Genomic DNA, 19,623 nt, shown 5'->3' with positions numbered 1-19,623 from the left:
ATTTGGGTGTTTAAGATTTTAGTATTTTAAGAAATATTCTTGAATTTTCTTAGGATCACTTGTTTTAGTTAGAGCAAGCATTAATAATACTCTAGCTTTTTGAGGACTCATATCACCTGTATCAATGAAACCAAGTTTTGCATCAGCATCACTTACTGCAACTCTACCAGCTACTACACGTGAGCTTACCGCTACATTAAGACCTTTTTTAAGTAATTCTTTTAACACATCTTTTTGATAATCATGAATGCTACCAGCACCTGTTCCAGCTACAACTATACCTTTAGTTCCATTTTCAAATAAAGCTTTTGCTGCAACACCGCTACCATCATTTGCATAACTATAAAGAATATCTACTTTTGGTAATTCTTTTAACTTGCTAACATCAAATGGAGATTTTTTAGTGTGTAATTTTGTATTAGTACTATAGAAAAATGCTTTTCCATCTACTATATAACCCATATCACCCATATCTGGCGAGCTAAATGCATTTACATTTAAACTATGAGTTTTCATAACACCTCTAGCGCTTTGAATTCTATCATTCATAGCCACCATTACACCTTTGTTTTTTGCTTCAGGGTTAGCCGCTAAAGCCACAGCATTATAAAGATTTTTAGGACCATCTGCACTAATTGCAGTTGATGGGCGCATTGCACCAACTAAAACAACAGGTTTGTCGCTTTTTACAGTTAAATTTAGGAAATATGCAGTTTCTTCCATAGTATCAGTGCCATGTGTAATTACAACTCCATCTACATCAGATTTTAAAAGTCTATTAACTTCTTTAGCAAGTTTTAACCAAATTTCATTTGTCATATCCTTGCTATCAATATTAGCAATTTGATCTCCACTAATTACTGCTAAATCTTGAATTTGAGGCACTGCTTTAATTAAAGTATCAACCCCCAAAACTCCGGCTGTATAACCTGTAGTGGCTACTGAACTATCAATCGAACCAGCAATAGTTCCACCTGTAGCTAAAATTGCAACTTTTGGTTTTGCTTCCAAAATTCCTGCTCCTAAACTTAGTGCCATAGCTGCACACATTAACATTTTTTTCATGTTAGTCCTTTCATCAGAAATGATAAAGATTATAATGCAACTATGTTTAAATAAAAATAAATTATTAATATAAAAAATACTTTAGTAAATAGCTATTAACTTAAAGCCATAAATTTGCAATTTTTTTTAGTTTTTCTACATCACTTGAAGCGTAAAATTCGATATTAGCTTCTTCATGAATTGATGTTAAGTTAAATTCTTGCTGTAATTGCAAAGCTATAGCTTCACCCGAATGAATAAGTTTTGTATTTTTACCAAAATACTCTTCCAAAGAATGAGCGATCAAAGGAAAATGCGTACATGCTAAAATCAGAGCATTAGGATGAAATTTGAGTTTATTAAAATAATACTCAAAAGCAGCCTTTAAAAAATCTCCTTGAAAAATCCCTTCTTCTACCATAGGTACAAAAAGCCCAGTTGCTTTTTCTTCCACTTTTAAAAAACCTTCTTTAATTAAAGCTTGCTTATAAGCGTGAGAATCCACAGTAGCTTGTGTTGCAATGACTAATATATTGGAGTTTTTATCTTCTAAAGAGTTTTTAACCGCTAAAACCCCTGCTTCTATAACCCCAAGAACTGGAAATGGTGCATTTGCTTTTAGAATTTCTAAAGCATGCGCACTAACAGTATTGCATGCAATAATAAGCATATCGACTTTTTTTTCTTTGAAAAATTCTAAAGCTTCTAGGGAAAATTTAATGATGGTTTCTTTATCTTTAACCCCATAAGGCACTCTTGCAGTATCCCCATAGTAGATATATTCTTTAAAAAGTTTTGCTTGGAGTAAAGATTTTAAAACACTAAGCCCACCTACACCACTATCAAAAACGCCTAGTCTCATCAAAATCCTTAAAAGAGAAGAAAGTAGAAAATCTACTTTCTTATAAGCCTACTGCACTTAAAGTTTGGTATTTATTCATATAAATTTGAGCTTCAATTTTCCTCATCGTATCAAGCGCTACTTGAACTACAATCAAAACAGAAGTCCCACCAAAATAAAAAGGTACACCAAACAACTTCACAATAAGCCATGGTAACGTAGCTACAAGTCCTAAATAAATAGAACCTGATAATGTAAGTCTAGATGCTACTTCATTAAGATAATTTGCAGTTCCTTCACCTGGTCTAATACCTGGTATGAAACCGCCTTGTCTTTTAAGATTTTCAGCTATATCTTTTGCATTAAATACAATTGATGCATAAAAATACGCAAAGAAAATAACAAGTAAGAATGTTAAAAAATGAAAGAAAAATCCGTTTGGATTTAAAAAGTCATAAATTTTTAACACATATTCATTTGTACTTGTTTGCAAAATAGTACTTGGAAACATCAAAATCGCGCTTGCAAAAATAGGAGGAATAACACCACTTAAGTTGATCTTAATAGGTATATAGTTCATAATGCGTTTGTTTTGATTTTGCATGATTACTTTTCTTGAGTAAGAAATAGGAATTCTTCTTTCTCCAAGCTCTACTACTATAATAGCCCAAATAGTAAGTAAAATTACAACTAAAATGGCAATGATAGTCAAGAAATTCATCTCACCTGTATTTACCAAATTTACTGTTCCACTAATTGCACCTGGAATTGTAGAAACAATACCACCAAAGATGATTAAAGAAATACCATTTCCTATACCACGTTGAGTGATTTGCTCACCTATCCACATCAAAAGCATGGTACCTGCAAGCATAGAAACAGCAGAAAGTGCGATAAAAGTATTCATATCAATCATAATAGCTGATTGACCTGCTTTTCCATGAAGACTTTGTAAGCCTATAGAAACGCCTATACTTTGTATCAAAGTGATAGCTATAGTAGCATAACGGATAATTTGCATATATTTTTGCATACCATCGCGTTCTTTTTTCATTTTTCCTATGTTAGGAAAAGTTGCCGCTAAAAGCTCCATAATAATCGAAGCAGTAATATAAGGCATAATGCCTAGAGAGATGATGCTAAGTCTTTCAGCAGCACCCCCACTAAACATATTAAACAAGCCTAATGCATTAGATGCATTAGAATCAAAAAATTCCTTGATAACACTGACATTAACCCCCGGAACTGGAACATAAGCTAATATTCTATAAGCGAATAAAAAAGCTAATGTTATGAGAATTTTATTTGTCAATGTTTTATTCATTATTTTTGTCCGCTAAAAGTAATCTTCTCGTCTTTAATTTTACTAGCAAGATCTTTAGCGCTTGCCCCAATAAGCTTAACTTTATTTACATTTTTTGAAAGCTTATGAATGCTATTGATTGTTTCGAATGTAATTTCGCTAAGCTCTTTGATTGCTGTGATTTTTTCAACATTAATCACATAAGGTTTTTCAAATTTAGAAGTAAAGCCTACTTTTGGTAAGCGTCTTTGAAGTGGTTGTTGACCCCCTTCAAAACCTCTTTTTTCGTTATAACCTTTTCTAGCAGTTTGGCCTTTTCCACCTTTAGTAGAAGTTTTACCCATACCACTACCTTGACCACGGCCTATTCTTTTGGTTTTATGTGTTGAACCTGGTGCTTTTGTTAAATTCATTGATTATCCTTTAAGCATTGTAAGTGCTTTGATAGTAGCACGCACAACATTTGCTGAATTATTTGAACCTAAAGACTTAGTTAAAATGTCTTTAATACCTGCAAGTTCCACGATAGGACGTGTTGAACCACCTGCAATAACCCCTGTACCTTCGCTTGCTGGTTTAAGTAAAATTCTACTTGCGTTGTATTTTACTTCTACATCATGAGGGATAGTTGAACCTTTTGTTTTAACTTCAACAATGTTTTTAAAAGCATCATCAACTGCTTTTCTGATAGCATCTGGAACTTCTTTAGCTTTTCCATAGCCCACACCAACTAAACCTTTTCTATTTCCAACGATAACTAAAGCAGTAAATCTAAATCTTCTACCACCTTTAACAACCTTAGTAACCCTGCCGATATCGACGATTACTTCTTCAAATTCTTCTCTATTATATTTTTCCATCGATCTTCCTTTTGGGTTATAGTTTGATTCCGTTTTCTCTTAGTGCCTCAGCTAATGCTGCAATCACACCATGGTATAAATAACCATTTCTATCAAACACTGCTTCTTCTATGTTTTTAGCTTTTAAAACTTTTGCAAATTCAGCTGCTATTTTTTTAGCACCTTCTTTATTTGCTTTAACACCAATTTTTCTTCCATCTACTGCTGCTAAAGTTACTGCTTTAACATCATCGATAGCTTGGATATATAAAGTTCTGTTTGATTTGAAAACAGAAACTCTTGGAAGAGCTTGTGTTCCTGAAATTTTTGCTCTAATTCTTTTTTTTCTTTTAATTCTTAAAGATATTTTTCTTTTTAATACATTTGCTCTCATATTCTATCCTTACTTCTTAGATGTCTTACCAGCTTTGCGGATAATACGCTCATCTGAATATTTAACACCTTTTCCTTTGTAAGGCTCAGGTGGTCTAAATTCACGAATTTGAGCAGCAACTTGACCTACCACTTGTTTATCACTACCTTTGATAATAACATTGTTTTTATCAACAGTAATTTCTATGCCTTCTGGAATAGCATAGTTGATAGGATGAGAAAAACCTAAAGCAAGTTCAAGAACTTTACCTTTTAACGCAGCTTTATAACCAACACCGTTGATTTCTAAAGTTTTGCTAAAACCATCAGTTAAACCGATGATGATGTTTTGAGCTAAAGCTCTATAAGTTCCCCAATAAGCTCTACTTTGTCTATCTTCACCTTTAGGAGAGAAAAGAATTTGTCCTTCTTTAATCTCAACATTAACATTTGCTTTTGTATCAAGCTCTTTTGCTAAATTTCCTTTTTTGAATTTTAGCAAGTTACCTTCTAATTTTACTTCTACTCCACTTGGAATAGCAACTGGTTGTTTACCTATACGAGACATTCATTTTTCCTTTTTACTTGTCTACGATATGACTACTTTATAAGAATGGATACCGAATACCATAAAAAGTAGAAACTCTTACCAAATAGTACATAAAACTTCGCCGCCAACGCCTGCTTTATAAGCTTCGTCGTTAGCTAAAACACCTTTTGAAGTGCTTACTACAATAGTACCATAACCGTTTTTAAATCTTTTGATCTCATCTTTGCCTTTATAAACACGACGACCAGGTTTAGAAATGCGCTTAACTTCGTTAATTACGCTTTTGCCTTTTTCATCGTATTTTAAAACTACATTGATGAATTTCTTTTTATCCTCTTCAATAACATTAAAGCTTTCAATATAGCCTTTAGCTTGGAAAATTCCAAGTAAAGCTTCGATAACTTTAGAATGCAAAAGTTGAGTGGTTTCTAATCTTCTCATCCCTGCATTTCTAATTCTTGTTAGTGAATCTGAAATTAAATCATTTATCATGGTTCTTTCCTCTTACCAACTTGCTTTTTTAAGACCAGGAATTAAACCTTCATTTGCCATTTTTCTTAAGCAAACTCTACAAATTCCAAAATCTCTATAAACTGAATGTGGTCTTCCACAAATTTGGCATCTAGTATACCCTCTAACGCTAAATTTAGGTTTGCGGGCAGCTTTTGCAATCATTGATTTTTTAGCCATATTACTTTCCTTTTGCAAATGGCACACCAAATAATTCTAATAATTTTTGTGCCTCTTTATCTGATTTTGCTGTTGTAACGATAGAAATGTTCATACCATGAGTTCTTAAGATTTTATCATATTCAACTTCTGGGAACATTAACTGCTCATCTAAACCAAAGTTATAGTTTCCTCTTCCATCAAAACCATCTCTTGGAAGACCTCTAAAGTCTTTAACACGAGGAAGAGCTATAGTAATAAGCTTATCTAAGAAAGCATACATATTGTCTTTTCTTAATGTTACCATTACACCTACTGGGAAGCCTTCTCTCACTTTAAAACCAGCAACTGATTTTTTAGCTTTTGTGATAACTGCTTTTTGTCCAGCGATCAATGAAATAGTATCTGCAACATTTTGTAATACTTTTTGATCTTTTGCTAATTCCCCAGCACCTACACTGATTACAACTTTTTCAATAAAAGGAATAAGCATAGGATTTTTGATATCAAATTCTTTTACTAAAGCAGGTTTGATATTTTGATCATATTTTTCTTTCAATCTCATCATCTTATTCTCCTGCCTTTGCTACATTTGAAATATCCATTGGCATTTCTTTATTGATAAAACCGCCGTTTGGATTTTTATCACTTGGCTTAACAGCTTTTTTAGCGATTTTACAACCCTCAACAATTACTTTATTTGTTTTAGGAAATACTGCTAAAACTTTACCTGTTTTACCTTTGTCATCGCCTGCGATAACTTTTACCATATCATTCTTTTTAATTTTTAATTTCATTACAACACCTCCGGTGCTAGTGAAACAATTTTCATAAAGCCACCATATCTTACTTCACGACCTACTGGTCCAAAAATACGCGTTCCGATAGGCTCTCTTTTAGCATCAAGAATAACTGCCGCATTTTCATCAAAACGAATTAAAGAACCATTATCTCTATGAATTTCTTTTTTAGTTCTAACGATAACTGCTTTTACTACTTGACCTTTTTTAACTTTACCATTTGGTAGAGCTTTTTTTACAGATGCAACGATTACATCACCAACAGTAGCGTATCTTCTTTTACTACCACCTAAAACCTTAATACACATTAATTCTTTTGCACCGCTATTATCAGCAACTGCAAGCCTAGTAAAACTTTGAATCATTACTCAACTCCTGCTGATACTATAGTTTTTAAGCGAAATGATTTTCTCTTAGAAAGTGGTCTACATTCAATAGCAACTACAGTATTTCCCACTTTAAGCTCATTTCTTTCATCATGAATTAAATATTTTTTAAAGCGTTTTACGATTTTTCTGTATTTTGGGTGAACCACTTTTCTTTCAACCAAAATTGTTGCTGTTTTATCTCCAGCAATTTGAACAACAACGCCTTGAATTTCTCTTTTAAATGCCATTTTCTATCCTTATTTTAAAGCGCTAATTGCAGTATTGATTCTAGCGATGTCTTTTTTAACTTCGCTAATCTCTTTAGGATTAGTTAGCTGCATTGTTTTTAGCTTTTGTCTTAAAGTAAATAAAAGCACCTTTTTTTCTTTTAGCATTGTTGCAAGCTCACCTGCTGTTTTATCTTTAATCTCAGTATATTTCATTTTGGCTCTCTCTTGTAACAAACTTAGTTTTAAATGGCAATTTGTGCATCGCTAAAGTTAAAGCTTGTCTTGCCATTTCTTCATTAACCCCTGCCATTTCATAAATGATACGACCTGGTTTAATGTTCATTACCCATTCCTCAACTGCACCTTTACCTTTACCCATACGAGTTTCTAAAGGTTTTTTAGTTAGAGGTTTATCTGGGAAAACTCTAATCCAAGTTTTACCTTGTCTTTTTACAAAACGAGTTAAAGCAATACGAGCTGCTTCGATTTGACGTGAATTGATACGGCCAGCTTCAGTTGCTTTTAGGGCAAAATCACCAAAAGTAAATTCAGTCCCTCTGTTGGCATAACCTCTGTTACGCCCTTTCATCATTTTACGATATTTTGTTCTTTTTGGCATTAACATGATTATTTACCTCTTCTTGCTCTTCTAGTTTTTTTAGCTGGAGCGTTTTCTTCGGTTTTTTCAGGTTGAACACCCTTTTGTAAAACTTCACCTTTGAAGATCCATACTTTAATACCTATGTTTCCATAAGTAGTATGTGCTTCTGCAAAACCATAATCGATTTTTGCTCTTAAAGTATGAAGTGGAACACGACCTTCTAAGTACCATTCAGTTCTTGCCATTTCAGCACCACCTAAACGGCCTGAAACTGAAACTTTAATCCCTTTAGCACCTGCTTTTTGCGCTCCTTGAATTACTTTTTTCATTGCTCTTCTAAAAGCAATTCTTTTTTCAAGTTGAGTAGCAACACTTTCAGCTGCAAGCTGAGCTGAAGCACCTGCTTTTCTTTCTTCTTTGATATTGATATTAACTTCTTTTTTGATTAAATCTTGAAGTTCTTTTCTTAAAATATCAACATCACTACCTTTTTTACCAATAATAATCCCTGGTCTTGCAGCTACAACAGTTACTCTTAATTTTTTCGCTGTTCTTTCTACAAGAATTTGGCTAATTCCTGCATAATAAAGTTTTCTTTTTAAGAAAGTTCTGATTTTATAATCTTCACCAATATTTTCTGCTAAATTAGCTTTTGTAGGAAACCATCTTGATTCCCAATTTCTATTAATTCCTAGTCTTAAACCAATCGGATTTACTTTTTGTCCCATATTAGCTTTCCTTTTTCACTGATGCTTTTTTAGCTTTTGTAGTTTTTTCAGCATTTGCTTCTACTTTACTAACTTCTACCAAAATGTGTGAAGTTGGCTTTCTAATACGACTAGCACTTCCTCTAGCTCTTGGTCTAAATCTTTTTAAAACCGCACCAGCATCAACACGACAACTTGAAACAACAACTTCATTTGCTTCAAATCCGCCATTTGCTACAGCACTTGAAATAGCATTTGCTATAAATTTAGCACCTTTATTTGGCATAAATTTCAAACTAGCTAATGCAAGCTCTGCATTCATACCTTGAACTTCTCTAGCAATCAATCTCGCTTTAGTTGGAGATAATCTTATGAATTTAATTAACGCTCTACTCATAAATCTCCCTTACTTACCTATTTTTTTCTGAACAGAGCCTTTGTGACCCTTGAATGTTCTAGTAGGTGCAAATTCACCTAATTTGTAACCGATATGATTTTCAGTAACATATACTGGGATAAAGCTTTTTCCATTATGAACATTAAAAGTTAAACCTATCATATCAGGTATAATAGTGCTGCGTCTTGACCAAGTTTTAATTGGCTTACCATCGTTAGCTTTTTTAGCAGCGATGACTTTTTTCATTACATGGTCATCAACAAAAGGACCTTTTTTTAGTGACCTAGCCATCTTACTTTCCTTTTCTTCTTGAAATTATTAGCTTATCGCTAGCTTTTTTACGGCGAGTTTTAGCACCTTTAGTTGGTTTACCCCATGGAGTAACTGGATGACGGCCTGAATTTTTCTTACCTTCACCCCCACCGTGCGGGTGATCAACTGGGTTCATCGCAGAACCTCTTGTTTGAGGACGAATACCTCTATGGCGATTTCTACCTGCTTTACCGATAGTCACGTTTGACCATTCTTCATTGCCAACTTCACCGATACTTGCCATACATTCAGCTAAAACTTGTCTCATTTCACCACTTGCAAGTCTTAAGATAACGTATTTTTCTTCTTTACCCATTAATTGAGCATAAGCACCTGCTGAACGGATCATTTGACCGCCTTTACCTGGCTTTAACTCAATATTGTGTACGATAGTACCCACTGGGATGTTTCTTAATTTCATTGCATTACCTGGTTTAATGTCAAGTCCGCTTTCAGCAGCACAAACAACATCACCAACACTTAAACCTTTTGGTTGTAAGATGTATCTTTTTTCACCATCTCTATAAGAGATTAATGCAATACGACAATTTCTGTATGGATCGTACTCGATTGCTTCAACTTTACCTTCAATACCAAATTTTCTTCTTTTAAAATCTATAATTCTGTAAAGTTTTTTAGCACCTGCTTCTTTATGACGGCTTGTGATTCTACCATTATTGTTACGACCTGCATGAGCTGGAAGTTTTACAAGTAATGAACGCACACTAGCTTTCGCTGTGATATCATCAGAGCTTACACCTGTGATGTATCTTCTACTTGGAGTATATGGTTTATAAGTTTTAATTGCCATCTTATGCCTCCGAACTTTCTAAGCTCACACCTTCTGGTAGCTTAACATAGAATTTTTTAAAGCTATTTCTTTGACCTTCACGACCTCTAAAACGCTTTACTTTTCCATCCATTTTTAAAGAATTAATTCTTACTGGAGTTACACCAAAATATTCTCTTAAAACTTCTTTTAGACCATTTTTAGTCATTTTTGGAGAAGTTTGAATAACTACAACACCTTGCTCTTGAAGGTTTAAGCTTTTTTCAGTGTAAAGTATTGTTTTTATATCAGTAATATCTGCCATTTTAACCCTCTTTTACGATAGATTCAAGCGCTGCTTTTTCAATGATAACAGCATTAAATACAGATACTAAATAAGCATTTACTTCGCTAATATCAACTACATAGCAATTTGCTAAGTTTCTAAAAGCAAGAAGTGTTTTTTCATCTAGTAAATCTTTTACAATTAAAGCATCTTTTAAACCAAGCTTTTTAATAACTGCATTTGCATCTTTTGTTTTACCGCTTTCAATGCTTAAACTATCTACTGAGAATAATGCATTGTTTTGTGCTTTATCAGCCAATGCTCTTTCAAGCGCTAAGCGTTTTTGTTTTTTATTAACTTTTTGGAAATAGTTACGATTGTTTGTAGGACCAAATGCTACAGCACCACCAACCCAAACATTCGTTCTTGTTGAACCTGCTCTTGCACCACCACGACCTTTTTGTCTCCATGGTTTTTTACCACCACCGCTTACATCGCTTCTACCTTTAGTATGAGCTGTGTTTGCTCTAAGGCTAGCAAGATAAGATTTTACATATAAATAAAGGTTGTGAGGATTAACTTCTGCATATTTTGCTGGAAGATCGAGTTCACTAGCTTTTTCAAATTTATCATTTAAAACAGTTACTTTACTCATTTTGCAATCCTTATTTTACCCATAGCACCATTAAATCCTGGTACCGCACCTTTTACTACTAAGATGCCATTTTCTTCATCAAATGAAACTACTTCATTTTTAACAGTAACTTTTACATTACCATAATGACCTGCCATTTTCATACCTGGTTGAACACGACCTGGCCATTCGCGGTTACCGATTGAACCGTGACGTCTGTGGAATCTTGAACCGTGACTTGCAGGACCTCCGGCAAATCCATGTCTTTTAACAACCCCACTATAACCTCTACCTTTAGAATTAAAGCTTACTTTTAAAATAGAAGCTTCTTTTAAAGGATTAAGATCAATATCGCCTGCTTCTGTGTTTGCTACTTCTAAAGAAGCAAATCTATTATATTCAGCTGAAAGATTGTATTTTTTTTGCTGACCTGCAATGCATTTATTATTTGCTTTGCCTTTTACATAAGCAACCAAAGCTTTTCCATTTTCTACTTCACATACTTTAGTTTGAACAAGTTTAAGTAAGGTTACAGGAATGCTTGGCGTGCTGATTGTTCTACTCATACCAATTTTTTCTACAATGTATTCCATATTCTATCCTTATTTACCCATAGCTCTTACTTCAACATTGACCTCTGGAGCCAAGTCAAGCTTAGTGAGTGAATCTACTGTATCTGGAGTAGCTGCTACAATATCAAGCATACGAGCATGAATTCTCATCTCAAATTGTTCGCGTGAATCTTTGTTGATGTGTGGAGATTTCAAAACTGTGTATCTTTTGATTTTTGTAGGCATTGGCACTGGACCTCTGATGTCAGCACCTGTTCTTTTAACAGCTTCTACAATTGCTGCAACTGTGCGATCTAGAACTCTGTGGTCATAAGCTTTTAGCTTAAGCCTGATTCTTTCCATATTTTTTCCTTTGTAAAGAACTCGTTAGACCCATAAGAATCTAACCACCATATAAAATGATGTTGAGATTATATAAAAAGAGCCTTTGCTATGTCAAGAAATTTATATATTTTTTTTAATTATTTTCCTTTTTAAAAGGATAAAAATTAAATTTTACAAATTTTACAAGATTTTTTATGCATTAAGAAAATCTAAGAAAAGATATAGTATGATTTCAAAATCTAAAGGGGCATTAGCTCAGCTGGGAGAGCACAACGCTGGCAGCGTTGGGGTCAGCGGTTCAAACCCGCTATGCTCCACCATTTAGTATAAAGAAATCTATGAAATCACTACAATTTTTTTACGATAATTACCCAAAATTTCAAAAATTTGATGAAAGAAAAATTCAAATCCAAACCCATAAAAACATCGTCATAAAAGGTGGTTTTGCAAGTGGTAAGAAAAATTTAATTTTAAATTTTTTGTCTTTATATAAAGCAGAAAATATACTTTTTATCGATTGTGATGATTTAAAATTTCAAGCAAGTGCTTTAATAAATTTAAATTCGTTTTTAACTTATAATCCGCAAATTAAATTTCTAGCTTTGTGTAATTTTGCTCATGATTTTGACTTTGCTAGTTTAAAACATCTTAACTTGCAAATCATACTTAGCGTTTGTGATAGTAATTTTTGCTTAGATCAGTTTGAAGAACTTCATTTAGATTATTTAGATTTTGAAGAATTTTTAAGCTTAAATAAAAAATATGCTGATACCAAAACCATGGTAAGTTATTTTTTACACACAGGACGCAATGTGATTTTAAATCACAACTTTAACACAAATTCATCATACTTAAAAAGCTTTTATACCCCATTAGAGCTTACTATACTCAAACAAATTGCCTTAGAACTTGGGAATGAATTTAGCGTTAATGAGTTATTAAAAACTCTAAAAAATAGTATAAAAATTTCCAAAGATACCTTATATAAAAGCATAGAAAAACTAGAATCAAACTACACTTTGTATTTTGTAAAAAATCTTGAAAAAAATTTAAAAAAAGTATATTTTTGGGACTTTTCATTAAAAAATTCTCTAAGCATACAAAAAGACTTTAGTGCTTTGTTTGAAAATTTGATTTTAAGCGAGTTGTTCAAATTTAAGCAAGAAATTTTTTATACTAAGCATTTTGATTTTTACTTACCAAGTCTTAAAAATGCATTTTTATGCTCACCCTTTAAAGATAAAGATTTGCTTAGCTTAAAAGTCAAAAAAATACTTAGTAAAAACCAACTCGCACTTTCGACTATTTATATCATCACACTTTCGCAAAGAGATGAGTTTTTCATAGAAGGGGTTCGTGTGATGATTTTACCTTTTGATGAGTGGGCTTTGGGTAACTAATCTAACTCATCAAGATTATGTTGTTCTATAATAGAAATAATGAGCTTAGTATAATTACTTTTAATCTCTGAGTATTTTTCTAAATGACTTGCTGCTTCTTTACCATCAAGTTTTTTATTTTCACTTATAGTATCCCACCGCCAAGATCTAAATTCTTTATAAGCATCATGGCGATTTAAATTAAGCAAGTATGAATCCACACTTTCTTGCAAACTATCAAATATACGAATTTTGTGAGTTTTACCCTCGCCTCTTTCTTTTGGAATTAAACCTTTTTCACCCCAAGTCCATTCTCCAAATAAATTATTTGCCTCTTTAGCAAAACGACTTGTACCAGTTGCACTTTCAATAATAGCTTGAGCTATAGCTAAAGACTTTGGTACCTTTTGGATACGCATTTGATATTCTTTATGATCGTATAAATTTTTAACGCGATATTTTTCTTTTAAAGACCATAGTTTTTGCACAGCATTAGAATTTAGTTTTCTAAAATTATTCTTTAAAGCTTCCCTAAAAAAAATATTTACAAATTCTTTTTCCTTTTCTATCTCTTTAAAAGAAACATCTAATAAAGCATTGATTTTTTTGATAAAAACTTCACGCTTTTCTTTTATACTTAAAGTATAGTATTGCTCATCAAAACCTGCTATAAATTCAGCTTTTAAAAATAAGACACTACTAAGTAAAATTATAATCAGCTTCAAAACAGCACTTCACCTTTCCTCTAAAAAATATTTGATCCTCTTCTAATCTAAAATACAAACTTTCATTACTCTTTGGTTTTACCAAAATATCATCTTTAACTTTTTGATTTAAATACGCTAGATAAAAACAAGCCCCCATGCCCGTACCACAAGCTAAAGTCTCATCTTCTACTCCACGTTCATAAGTTCTAACTCTTATAAACTCATCATCTTCCACTTTAGCAAAATTAACATTTGCATTATATTTTTTACGCACTTCCTTGCATAAATTTATATCAAATTCATTTAAATCATCAACAAAGGTTACTATGTGTGGAACTCCGGTATTACAACCTTGCCAAATTCTACCCTTATATTCAAAAGCTTCTTTGATATCCTTTACCCCGCTAAGTTTTATTTCAACTATGTCATCATCAACAAAAGACTTTATAAGCCCTGCGCCGGTTAAGAAATTTAAATATTGAGATTTTTTTAAATAATGATGGGCAAAATGCGCTGCTGCACGCGAGCCATTACCACACATACTTGCCTTACTCCCATCACAATTATAAAATTCCCATTCAAAATCATATCTATCATGAGGCACAACTACTATAAGTCCATCAGCGCCTATACCCTCATAACGATTACAAAGAATTTTGGCTAACTCGCTACGATCTTTTTTTTCACTATCTGCAAATACTACAAAATCATTTCCACTTGCACAGTACTTATAAAATTTCATCCATTACCTTTAAAGTGTGTTTTAAAAAATTTAGCACATTTTTCTCAAAATTTTCATAACCTGAAGTATTTTTTATCACAAAATCTGCTTTTTTTAGTTTTTCTTCTATATCAAGTTGTAAATTAATTCTTTTTAAGGCTTCATTTTCATCTAAATTATCTCTTTGTATTAGTCTTTGAAGTAGAAGTTCTTTTGGCGTATAAATTAATATACTTTTTCCTAAATTTTGATAGTGATTGTTTTCAAAAAATAAAGGCAGTTCTATAAAAAAAGCTTTGTTTTTTTTATCTAAAATTTGGGCTTTTTGCAAAATTACTTCTTTGATTTTAGGATGTAAAAAATCTTCTAACTTTTTTTTGGCATTTAAATTATTAAATACAATAGCACCAAGTTTTTTTCTATCTATTTTTCCTGCTATGATTAAATCATCATCATTAAAAAGCTTAGCTATGGAATTTGCATTTTCATTTAAAAGCTCATGAGCTATTGTATCTGCGCTTAAAGTATCAAAACCCAAATTTTGAACTATTTTTATAAAGCTTGACTTTCCACCCGCTATACTTGAAGTTACAAAATAAGCATTTTGCATAATTTAGCCTTAAAACATTTTTAGTTAAAATACCTTTTAAATTCTTAAAGGAAGATAAATGAATATAAGCTATGAAGATGCGGGCGTAAGTATAGATAATGGCAATGCTTTTGTAGAAGCAATCAAGCCTTTAGTAAAAGAAACTTTTAATGAAAATGTTTTAGGTGGCATAGGCTCTTTTTCAGGTGCTTTTGCTATACCAAGTGGTTTTAAAAATCCTGTTATGCTAGCAGCAACTGATGGAGTAGGTACGAAGTTGCGCCTTGCTATTGATAGTCAAAAATTTGATACCATAGGCGAGGACTTAGTAGCAATGTGTGTAAATGATTTAATTTGCAATTTTGCTACGCCTTTGTTTTTTCTAGACTATTATGCAACTGCAAAGTTAGATGTAGAAGTTGCTAAAAAAGTCGTAGCAGGGATTGCTAATGGTTGTAAAAAAGCAAATTGTGCCTTAATAGGCGGAGAAACTGCTGAAATGCCTGGAATGTATCATAGCAATGATTTTGACTTAGCAGGTTTTTCAGTGGGTATGGCTGAAAAAGATGAAATCGATAGAAGAAATTTTGTAAAAAATGGAGATATTTTACTAGCTCTACCTAGTAGCGGGCTTCATTCTAATGGGTATTCTTTAGCTAGAAAAGTATTATTTGAAGCACAAAAGCTTAAATTTGATGATAAAATAGAGGGTAAAAATTTAATCGATATCTTACTTGAACCTACAAGAATTTATGTAAAAGACTTTTTAAAATTAAAACCATTCATTAATGCACTAGCTCATATAACAGGTGGTGGTTTGGTAGAAAATTTACCTAGAGTTTTCCCAAGAGGAATAGGCGCAATCATCAGAAAACATCATTTAAAAACTCCTGAAATTTTTTACCAAATAGGCCAAAGTGTAGAAGAAGTTGAAATGTATAGAAGCTTTAATATGGGTGTGGGCTTAGTTATGGTAATAGATCCATCTAATGTAGGAAAAGTTTTAGAAAACTCAGACGCTTATGTAATAGGTGAAGTTGTATTAAATGAAGGTGTTGTTTTAGAATAAAATCTCTTAGAAACTCTAAGAGATTTTATTTTAGTTTAGTGGATGAAGTTCGTTTGCATAAAAGCTTACTGAGTTCATACCTTCTTTAATAGCCCATTCATAAGCTTTTGCTACAAATTCCCAGTTAATGTGCGCGTAGAATTTTTCTAAATACGCAGGGCGCGCATTGCGGTGATCTACATAGTAAGCATGCTCCCATACATCAACTACTAAAAGCGGAACTTTACCTTCAGTGATAGGTGTAGCAGCATTGCTTGTAGCTACTAGTTCTAATTTTTGATTTTGAGTGTTATAAACTAGCCAAAACCAACCAGAACCAAATACTCCTGTAGCTCCTTTAATAAATTCTTCTTTTAAATTTTCCATAGAACCAAAGTCTTTTTCAACCGCTGCTTTAAACTCAGCGCTCAAAGAACAGCCACAGCCACAGCATGTTTTTGGCTTAATGCAGTCAAAATAAAAGTCATGATTATACACTTGAGCAGCGTTGTTAAAAACTCCACCATTTGAATTTTGTATAATATAAACTAAATCTTTTCCTGCAAATTCAGTATCTTTGATAAGATTGTTTAGGTTATTTACATAAGTTTGGTGGTGTTTTCCATGATGAAATGCAAAAGTTTCTGCGCTTAAAAAGTCTCCAAAAGCATCTGCTTCATAAGGTAGTTTTCTTAATTCAAACATATTGTTCTCCTTTTTTTAAATTTATGGATATTCTAACATAGTTAAATTAAAAAAGACTAAATGAGTCTTTATTTTTCAAAAAGTATTACTTTGCCTTGCTCTAAGCTTTTTACTACATCGATAATGCGTTGGTTTTTACTACCTTTAAATTTTAAAGATAAGTCTTTTTGCTCTAAAATAAACTTACCATCTATTAAAATATCAGCCAAAACGAGTAATTCTTTCATGGATTTTTCTTGCACTAGCTCTTCATAAGTAAAACCTGTATATATAGTAAGATCAAGCCCTAAAGCCTTAATATGCTTTGCTAGAATGCTTAAATTTTTTGCTTGCATAAAAGGCTCCCCACCACTAAAAGTAACACCTTGGAGCAAAGGATTTTTACAAATCTCATCATACAAACTTGCTAAATCTTGTAAATATCCTTTGTTAAAATCATGCGTTTGTGGATTATGACAACCTTTGCAATGATGAGGGCAGCCTTGAGTAAAAATCACATAACGAAATCCATAACCATCGACTATGGATTCTTTTACAACACCAGCTAATCTAAGAAAAATCGTGTTTAATTCTTGCATGAACTTCAGCTTTTTTAGCATCATTAAAACGATCAAGCGTTCCTACTAAATAGCCTGTAATTCTTCTTATGCGTTCGAATTTAATATCATCTTCTTTTCTATGGCACTTTGGACAAAATTCATCTATCATGCCACTATAACCACATACGGGATCCCTATCTAGTGGGAAATTAATCGAGCCATAGCCTATATTGCTTTCTTTCATACATCTTATAATGCGTTCAAAACTTTCTAAGTTTTTACTCACATCGCCATTTAATTCTACATAAGTAATATGTCCGCCATTATTTAACTCATGATATGGGGCTTCGATTTGAATTTTTTCATAGATACTGATGGGAAAATCCACAGGAATATGAAAAGAATTAGTATAAAAATCTTTATCGGTTATGCCTTTTAAAATACCGTATTTTTTTTGATCTAGTTTTAAAAATCTTCCACTTAAACCCTCAGCTGGAGTAGCTATGAGTGAAAAATTCAGCTTATCTTTGAGTGCTTTTTCATCGACAAATTCACGCATAAAACGCACGATTTGTAAGCCAAGCTCCCTTGCTTCTTGACTTTGTCCATGATGAGAACCTATCAAAGCTATTAAACTCTCACAAAGTCCTATATAACCTATAGCCAAAGTTCCATGTGCGATAACTTTTTCTACGCTATCATTTTCTTTTAAAGTATCTGAATCTATCCAAATTCCCTCGCCCATTAAAAACGGGAAATTTTTAACCTTTTTTAGACTTTGAATTTTATACCTATGAAGTAATTGCTCATACACAAGCTCTAATTTTTCTTTTAAAAGTGAGTAAAAAAGCTCTAAATTTCCTTTAGCTTCTATGGCTAAACGCACAAGATTTATACTTGTAAAGCTTAAATTTCCCCTACCACTTGTGATTTCTTTGCTCTCATCATAAACATTTGCCATAACCCTAGTTCTACAACCCATATAAGCTACTTCACTATTATAATCGCCCTTTTTATAGTATTTTGCATTAAAACTTGCATCTAAAAAGCTAAAATTTGGAAAAAGTCTTTTAGAAGAACATTCTATAGCAAGTTTAAAAAGCTTGTAGTTTGGGTCTTTTTCATTATAATTAACACCCTCTTTTACTTTAAAAATTTGCACAGGGAAAATCGGCGTTTCACCATTTCCTAAACCTCTCATCGTGGCTTTTAGTAAATTTTCTATCACCATTTGCCCTTCAAAAGATGTATCGGTACCATAATTTAGCGTGCTAAAAGGCACTTGAGCTCCTGCTCTTGAGTTCATAGTATTAAGATTATGTATTAAAGCTTCCATAGCTTGAAAAGTTGCATCTTGGGTTTGCTTTAATGCTCTTTTATAAGCATAAGCATTTGCTTGTTTTAAAAAATTCTCATCGCTATTTAAATCAAGCCTTAAAAGCTCTTTGAAGCATTCTTTTTCGCTTGAAACTTGAAATTTTGTGTTATCAAAGCAACTCTCATCTAAGTTTTGCTCTAATTTTATTTCAAAAAAAGCATTTATAGCCTTTTTATACTCTTTTTGAAAAGTCTTTACCACACCTTTTGCCATAGCAAAATCAAAATTTGGTATAGACTGACCCCCATGCATTTCATTTTGATTAGCCTGCAAGGCAATGCAAGCTAAAGAAGCATAAGATCTGATATCATTTGGCTCACGCAAACTTCCATGCCCTGTACTAAAACCCTTTTCAAAAAGCTTCAATAAGTCTATTTGACAACAAGTTTGTGTTAGCATATAAAAGTCTTTATCGTGTATGTGTATATCGCCGTTTTTGTGTGCATTTGCGATATGTTTTGGCAAAATACACTCATCTACATAGTATTTTGCACCTTCTGAGCCATATTTTAACATCATTCCCATAGCACTATCTGAATTAATATTTGCATTTTCTCTTTTTAAATCAGCTTCTTTAGAATCTTTAAAAGTTAAATCATCATACAAACTTAGCAAATCATAGCTACCATTGCGAATTTGTGTTCTTTTTTGACGGTATAAAATATAAGATTTTGCTGTATTGACTAAGGTATTTTTGATTAAAACTTCTTCAACTTTATCTTGAATTTGCTCTACTTGTGTGTGCTTTTCATCAAGTAAAGCTACAACCTCATCACAAAGCTTATCTAAAAAATCTTTGTTTAATTTTTCATCTGTGGAGTTTATATTAGCTTTGAAAATAGCATTTTTGATTTTAAAAATATCAAATGCAACTTGGCTCTTATCTCTTTTTATAATAAATTTTATTTTCATGGAAATTTTCCTAAAAAATAATCTCTA

At 32.5% G+C, this 19,623-nt stretch carries 31 protein-coding genes and 1 tRNA gene; 3 read left to right on the top strand and 29 right to left on the bottom strand.

Annotated features, from left to right (window positions below; translation table 11 throughout):
* Positions 1 to 18: 18 nt before the first annotated feature.
* The 23 genes from CD56_RS00415 to rpsJ form a co-directional block, all read right to left on the bottom strand.
* Positions 19 to 1,050: a type II asparaginase gene (locus CD56_RS00415; RefSeq protein ID WP_257936139.1), complete on the bottom strand. Its 1,032-nt coding sequence runs from the start codon at positions 1,048 to 1,050 to the stop codon at positions 19 to 21.
* A 115-nt stretch (positions 1,051 to 1,165) separates the two neighbouring features.
* The gene (murI, locus tag CD56_RS00410; RefSeq protein WP_039627696.1) at positions 1,166 to 1,906 is read right to left on the bottom strand and encodes a glutamate racemase; all 741 of its coding nucleotides are present in this window, start codon (positions 1,904 to 1,906) and stop codon (positions 1,166 to 1,168) included.
* Positions 1,907 to 1,946: 40 nt separating this feature from the next.
* Complete coding sequence (gene secY, locus CD56_RS00405) at positions 1,947 to 3,209, bottom strand: preprotein translocase subunit SecY (RefSeq protein WP_047207857.1); 1,263 nt, start codon at positions 3,207 to 3,209, stop codon at positions 1,947 to 1,949.
* Positions 3,209 to 3,601: a 50S ribosomal protein L15 gene (gene rplO, locus CD56_RS00400; protein WP_039617163.1), complete on the bottom strand. Its 393-nt coding sequence runs from the start codon at positions 3,599 to 3,601 to the stop codon at positions 3,209 to 3,211. Before rplO ends, secY begins: the two co-directional genes overlap by 1 nt.
* A gap of 3 nt (positions 3,602 to 3,604) precedes the next feature.
* On the bottom strand, positions 3,605 to 4,048 hold the full coding sequence (gene rpsE / locus CD56_RS00395) for a 30S ribosomal protein S5 (RefSeq protein WP_039617161.1): 444 nt from the start codon (positions 4,046 to 4,048) through the stop codon (positions 3,605 to 3,607).
* Between the two features lie 16 nt (positions 4,049 to 4,064).
* Positions 4,065 to 4,421: a 50S ribosomal protein L18 gene (rplR, locus tag CD56_RS00390; RefSeq protein WP_039617157.1), complete on the bottom strand. Its 357-nt coding sequence runs from the start codon at positions 4,419 to 4,421 to the stop codon at positions 4,065 to 4,067.
* A gap of 9 nt (positions 4,422 to 4,430) precedes the next feature.
* Complete coding sequence (rplF, locus tag CD56_RS00385; RefSeq protein ID WP_039617154.1) at positions 4,431 to 4,967, bottom strand: 50S ribosomal protein L6; 537 nt, start codon at positions 4,965 to 4,967, stop codon at positions 4,431 to 4,433.
* A 78-nt stretch (positions 4,968 to 5,045) separates the two neighbouring features.
* A complete protein-coding gene (gene rpsH / locus CD56_RS00380; protein ID WP_039617152.1) occupies positions 5,046 to 5,441 on the bottom strand; it encodes a 30S ribosomal protein S8 in 396 nt (131 codons plus the stop codon).
* 12 nt (positions 5,442 to 5,453) lie between these two features.
* Entirely contained in the window at positions 5,454 to 5,639 is a 186-nt protein-coding gene (locus CD56_RS00375) for a type Z 30S ribosomal protein S14 (RefSeq protein ID WP_012660824.1), read from the bottom strand.
* Position 5,640: 1 nt separating this feature from the next.
* A complete protein-coding gene (rplE, locus tag CD56_RS00370; RefSeq protein WP_039617150.1) occupies positions 5,641 to 6,186 on the bottom strand; it encodes a 50S ribosomal protein L5 in 546 nt (181 codons plus the stop codon).
* A gap of 1 nt (position 6,187) precedes the next feature.
* Positions 6,188 to 6,415 carry a 50S ribosomal protein L24 gene (gene rplX, locus CD56_RS00365; protein ID WP_012660822.1) on the bottom strand — a complete coding sequence of 76 codons (228 nt, stop codon included), beginning with the start codon at positions 6,413 to 6,415 and terminating at the stop codon, positions 6,188 to 6,190.
* Positions 6,415 to 6,783, bottom strand: coding sequence for a 50S ribosomal protein L14 (gene rplN / locus CD56_RS00360; protein ID WP_012660821.1), 369 nt, complete (start codon positions 6,781 to 6,783; stop codon positions 6,415 to 6,417). The genes rplX and rplN overlap by 1 nt, the downstream gene beginning before the upstream one ends.
* Positions 6,783 to 7,034, bottom strand: coding sequence for a 30S ribosomal protein S17 (gene rpsQ, locus CD56_RS00355; RefSeq protein WP_039617148.1), 252 nt, complete (start codon positions 7,032 to 7,034; stop codon positions 6,783 to 6,785). The genes rplN and rpsQ overlap by 1 nt, the downstream gene beginning before the upstream one ends.
* A 9-nt stretch (positions 7,035 to 7,043) precedes the next feature.
* Positions 7,044 to 7,229, bottom strand: a complete 186-nt coding sequence (gene rpmC, locus CD56_RS00350; protein ID WP_012660819.1) for a 50S ribosomal protein L29 — start codon at positions 7,227 to 7,229, stop codon at positions 7,044 to 7,046.
* The gene (gene rplP / locus CD56_RS00345; protein WP_012660818.1) at positions 7,216 to 7,641 is read right to left on the bottom strand and encodes a 50S ribosomal protein L16; all 426 of its coding nucleotides are present in this window, start codon (positions 7,639 to 7,641) and stop codon (positions 7,216 to 7,218) included. The genes rpmC and rplP overlap by 14 nt, the downstream gene beginning before the upstream one ends.
* A 2-nt stretch (positions 7,642 to 7,643) precedes the next feature.
* Positions 7,644 to 8,345 (bottom strand): 30S ribosomal protein S3, encoded by a 702-nt coding sequence (rpsC, locus tag CD56_RS00340; protein ID WP_039617145.1) that lies wholly within the window; start codon positions 8,343 to 8,345, stop codon positions 7,644 to 7,646.
* A 1-nt stretch (position 8,346) separates the two neighbouring features.
* The gene (gene rplV, locus CD56_RS00335) at positions 8,347 to 8,721 is read right to left on the bottom strand and encodes a 50S ribosomal protein L22 (RefSeq protein ID WP_039640497.1); all 375 of its coding nucleotides are present in this window, start codon (positions 8,719 to 8,721) and stop codon (positions 8,347 to 8,349) included.
* A 9-nt stretch (positions 8,722 to 8,730) separates the two neighbouring features.
* Positions 8,731 to 9,012 carry a 30S ribosomal protein S19 gene (gene rpsS, locus CD56_RS00330; protein WP_039617142.1) on the bottom strand — a complete coding sequence of 94 codons (282 nt, stop codon included), beginning with the start codon at positions 9,010 to 9,012 and terminating at the stop codon, positions 8,731 to 8,733.
* 1 nt (position 9,013) lies between these two features.
* Entirely contained in the window at positions 9,014 to 9,844 is an 831-nt protein-coding gene (gene rplB / locus CD56_RS00325) for a 50S ribosomal protein L2 (protein WP_039617141.1), read from the bottom strand.
* Between the two features lies 1 nt (position 9,845).
* Positions 9,846 to 10,127 carry a 50S ribosomal protein L23 gene (locus CD56_RS00320; protein WP_039617139.1) on the bottom strand — a complete coding sequence of 94 codons (282 nt, stop codon included), beginning with the start codon at positions 10,125 to 10,127 and terminating at the stop codon, positions 9,846 to 9,848.
* Between the two features lies 1 nt (position 10,128).
* Positions 10,129 to 10,743, bottom strand: a complete 615-nt coding sequence (rplD, locus tag CD56_RS00315; RefSeq protein WP_039617137.1) for a 50S ribosomal protein L4 — start codon at positions 10,741 to 10,743, stop codon at positions 10,129 to 10,131.
* Positions 10,740 to 11,315 carry a 50S ribosomal protein L3 gene (gene rplC / locus CD56_RS00310; protein WP_012660811.1) on the bottom strand — a complete coding sequence of 192 codons (576 nt, stop codon included), beginning with the start codon at positions 11,313 to 11,315 and terminating at the stop codon, positions 10,740 to 10,742. The genes rplD and rplC overlap by 4 nt, the downstream gene beginning before the upstream one ends.
* Positions 11,316 to 11,324: 9 nt before the next feature.
* Entirely contained in the window at positions 11,325 to 11,636 is a 312-nt protein-coding gene (rpsJ, locus tag CD56_RS00305; RefSeq protein ID WP_012660810.1) for a 30S ribosomal protein S10, read from the bottom strand.
* A gap of 226 nt (positions 11,637 to 11,862) precedes the next feature.
* Between rpsJ and CD56_RS00300 the strand changes: the two genes are divergently transcribed.
* Together CD56_RS00300 and CD56_RS00295 are read left to right on the top strand one after the other, a co-directional pair.
* A tRNA-Ala gene (locus tag CD56_RS00300) sits at positions 11,863 to 11,938 on the top strand.
* Positions 11,939 to 11,956: 18 nt separating this feature from the next.
* Positions 11,957 to 13,018 (top strand): ATP-binding protein, encoded by a 1,062-nt coding sequence (locus tag CD56_RS00295; protein WP_047207856.1) that lies wholly within the window; start codon positions 11,957 to 11,959, stop codon positions 13,016 to 13,018.
* Here the strand turns inward: CD56_RS00295 and CD56_RS00290 are convergent.
* Genes CD56_RS00290 through coaE form a run of 3 tightly spaced genes read right to left on the bottom strand, consistent with a single transcriptional unit; the run spans position 13,015 to position 15,035 of the window.
* The gene (locus CD56_RS00290; protein ID WP_047207855.1) at positions 13,015 to 13,722 is read right to left on the bottom strand and encodes a glucosaminidase domain-containing protein; all 708 of its coding nucleotides are present in this window, start codon (positions 13,720 to 13,722) and stop codon (positions 13,015 to 13,017) included. The genes CD56_RS00295 and CD56_RS00290 overlap by 4 nt on opposite strands.
* Positions 13,697 to 14,446: a diaminopimelate epimerase gene (gene dapF, locus CD56_RS00285; RefSeq protein ID WP_047207854.1), complete on the bottom strand. Its 750-nt coding sequence runs from the start codon at positions 14,444 to 14,446 to the stop codon at positions 13,697 to 13,699. Before dapF ends, CD56_RS00290 begins: the two co-directional genes overlap by 26 nt.
* The gene (coaE, locus tag CD56_RS00280; protein ID WP_047207853.1) at positions 14,433 to 15,035 is read right to left on the bottom strand and encodes a dephospho-CoA kinase; all 603 of its coding nucleotides are present in this window, start codon (positions 15,033 to 15,035) and stop codon (positions 14,433 to 14,435) included. Before coaE ends, dapF begins: the two co-directional genes overlap by 14 nt.
* A gap of 58 nt (positions 15,036 to 15,093) precedes the next feature.
* Between coaE and purM the strand changes: the two genes are divergently transcribed.
* Positions 15,094 to 16,083: a phosphoribosylformylglycinamidine cyclo-ligase gene (purM, locus tag CD56_RS00275; protein WP_047207852.1), complete on the top strand. Its 990-nt coding sequence runs from the start codon at positions 15,094 to 15,096 to the stop codon at positions 16,081 to 16,083.
* A gap of 30 nt (positions 16,084 to 16,113) precedes the next feature.
* Here purM and sodB read toward each other — a convergent pair whose 3' ends face one another.
* From sodB to CD56_RS00260, 3 genes are all read right to left on the bottom strand, one after another.
* Positions 16,114 to 16,767: a superoxide dismutase [Fe] gene (gene sodB, locus CD56_RS00270; RefSeq protein ID WP_039617122.1), complete on the bottom strand. Its 654-nt coding sequence runs from the start codon at positions 16,765 to 16,767 to the stop codon at positions 16,114 to 16,116.
* A gap of 68 nt (positions 16,768 to 16,835) precedes the next feature.
* Positions 16,836 to 17,345, bottom strand: coding sequence for an anaerobic ribonucleoside-triphosphate reductase activating protein (nrdG, locus tag CD56_RS00265; protein ID WP_047207851.1), 510 nt, complete (start codon positions 17,343 to 17,345; stop codon positions 16,836 to 16,838).
* Positions 17,317 to 19,596 (bottom strand): anaerobic ribonucleoside triphosphate reductase, encoded by a 2,280-nt coding sequence (locus CD56_RS00260; protein WP_047207850.1) that lies wholly within the window; start codon positions 19,594 to 19,596, stop codon positions 17,317 to 17,319. Before CD56_RS00260 ends, nrdG begins: the two co-directional genes overlap by 29 nt.
* Positions 19,597 to 19,623 lie beyond the last annotated feature (27 nt).

The sequence above is a fragment of the Campylobacter lari genome (assembly GCF_001017575.1).
In the GTDB taxonomy this organism is placed as follows: Bacteria; Campylobacterota; Campylobacteria; order Campylobacterales; family Campylobacteraceae; genus Campylobacter_D; species Campylobacter_D lari_C.
Note: the sequence above shows the minus strand (reverse complement) of the source record. Positions and strands in the feature narration are given on the sequence as shown.

Excerpts from the sequence above, each read along its gene's own strand:
- CD56_RS00375 (WP_012660824.1), bottom strand. The coding sequence starts at position 5,639 with ATGGCTAAAAAATCAATGATTGCAAAAGCTGCCCGCAAACCTAAATTT.
- rplF (WP_039617154.1), bottom strand. The coding sequence starts at position 4,967 with ATGTCTCGTATAGGTAAACAACCAGTTGCTATTCCAAGTGGAGTAGAA.
- murI (WP_039627696.1), bottom strand. The coding sequence starts at position 1,906 with ATGAGACTAGGCGTTTTTGATAGTGGTGTAGGTGGGCTTAGTGTTTTA.
- secY (WP_047207857.1), bottom strand. The coding sequence starts at position 3,209 with ATGAATAAAACATTGACAAATAAAATTCTCATAACATTAGCTTTTTTA.
- rplB (WP_039617141.1), bottom strand. The coding sequence starts at position 9,844 with ATGGCAATTAAAACTTATAAACCATATACTCCAAGTAGAAGATACATC.
- rpmC (WP_012660819.1), bottom strand. The coding sequence starts at position 7,229 with ATGAAATATACTGAGATTAAAGATAAAACAGCAGGTGAGCTTGCAACA.
- CD56_RS00415 (WP_257936139.1), bottom strand. The coding sequence starts at position 1,050 with ATGTGTGCAGCTATGGCACTAAGTTTAGGAGCAGGAATTTTGGAAGCA.
- dapF (WP_047207854.1), bottom strand. The coding sequence starts at position 14,446 with ATGAAATTTTATAAGTACTGTGCAAGTGGAAATGATTTTGTAGTATTT.
- rplD (WP_039617137.1), bottom strand. The coding sequence starts at position 10,743 with ATGAGTAAAGTAACTGTTTTAAATGATAAATTTGAAAAAGCTAGTGAA.
- rplO (WP_039617163.1), bottom strand. The coding sequence starts at position 3,601 with ATGAATTTAACAAAAGCACCAGGTTCAACACATAAAACCAAAAGAATA.
- rplR (WP_039617157.1), bottom strand. The coding sequence starts at position 4,421 with ATGAGAGCAAATGTATTAAAAAGAAAAATATCTTTAAGAATTAAAAGA.
- rplC (WP_012660811.1), bottom strand. The coding sequence starts at position 11,315 with ATGGAATACATTGTAGAAAAAATTGGTATGAGTAGAACAATCAGCACG.
- rpsH (WP_039617152.1), bottom strand. The coding sequence starts at position 5,441 with ATGATAAATGATTTAATTTCAGATTCACTAACAAGAATTAGAAATGCA.
- sodB (WP_039617122.1), bottom strand. The coding sequence starts at position 16,767 with ATGTTTGAATTAAGAAAACTACCTTATGAAGCAGATGCTTTTGGAGAC.
- coaE (WP_047207853.1), bottom strand. The coding sequence starts at position 15,035 with ATGCAAAATGCTTATTTTGTAACTTCAAGTATAGCGGGTGGAAAGTCA.
- rpsS (WP_039617142.1), bottom strand. The coding sequence starts at position 9,012 with ATGGCTAGGTCACTAAAAAAAGGTCCTTTTGTTGATGACCATGTAATG.
- rplP (WP_012660818.1), bottom strand. The coding sequence starts at position 7,641 with ATGTTAATGCCAAAAAGAACAAAATATCGTAAAATGATGAAAGGGCGT.
- rplV (WP_039640497.1), bottom strand. The coding sequence starts at position 8,721 with ATGAGTAGAGCGTTAATTAAATTCATAAGATTATCTCCAACTAAAGCG.
- CD56_RS00320 (WP_039617139.1), bottom strand. The coding sequence starts at position 10,127 with ATGGCAGATATTACTGATATAAAAACAATACTTTACACTGAAAAAAGC.
- rpsC (WP_039617145.1), bottom strand. The coding sequence starts at position 8,345 with ATGGGACAAAAAGTAAATCCGATTGGTTTAAGACTAGGAATTAATAGA.
- nrdG (WP_047207851.1), bottom strand. The coding sequence starts at position 17,345 with ATGCAAGAATTAAACACGATTTTTCTTAGATTAGCTGGTGTTGTAAAA.
- rplX (WP_012660822.1), bottom strand. The coding sequence starts at position 6,415 with ATGAAATTAAAAATTAAAAAGAATGATATGGTAAAAGTTATCGCAGGC.
- rpsQ (WP_039617148.1), bottom strand. The coding sequence starts at position 7,034 with ATGGCATTTAAAAGAGAAATTCAAGGCGTTGTTGTTCAAATTGCTGGA.
- purM (WP_047207852.1), top strand. The coding sequence starts at position 15,094 with ATGAATATAAGCTATGAAGATGCGGGCGTAAGTATAGATAATGGCAAT.
- rpsE (WP_039617161.1), bottom strand. The coding sequence starts at position 4,048 with ATGGAAAAATATAATAGAGAAGAATTTGAAGAAGTAATCGTCGATATC.
- CD56_RS00260 (WP_047207850.1), bottom strand. The coding sequence starts at position 19,596 with ATGAAAATAAAATTTATTATAAAAAGAGATAAGAGCCAAGTTGCATTT.
- rplN (WP_012660821.1), bottom strand. The coding sequence starts at position 6,783 with ATGATTCAAAGTTTTACTAGGCTTGCAGTTGCTGATAATAGCGGTGCA.
- CD56_RS00295 (WP_047207856.1), top strand. The coding sequence starts at position 11,957 with ATGAAATCACTACAATTTTTTTACGATAATTACCCAAAATTTCAAAAA.
- rplE (WP_039617150.1), bottom strand. The coding sequence starts at position 6,186 with ATGATGAGATTGAAAGAAAAATATGATCAAAATATCAAACCTGCTTTA.
- rpsJ (WP_012660810.1), bottom strand. The coding sequence starts at position 11,636 with ATGGAAAGAATCAGGCTTAAGCTAAAAGCTTATGACCACAGAGTTCTA.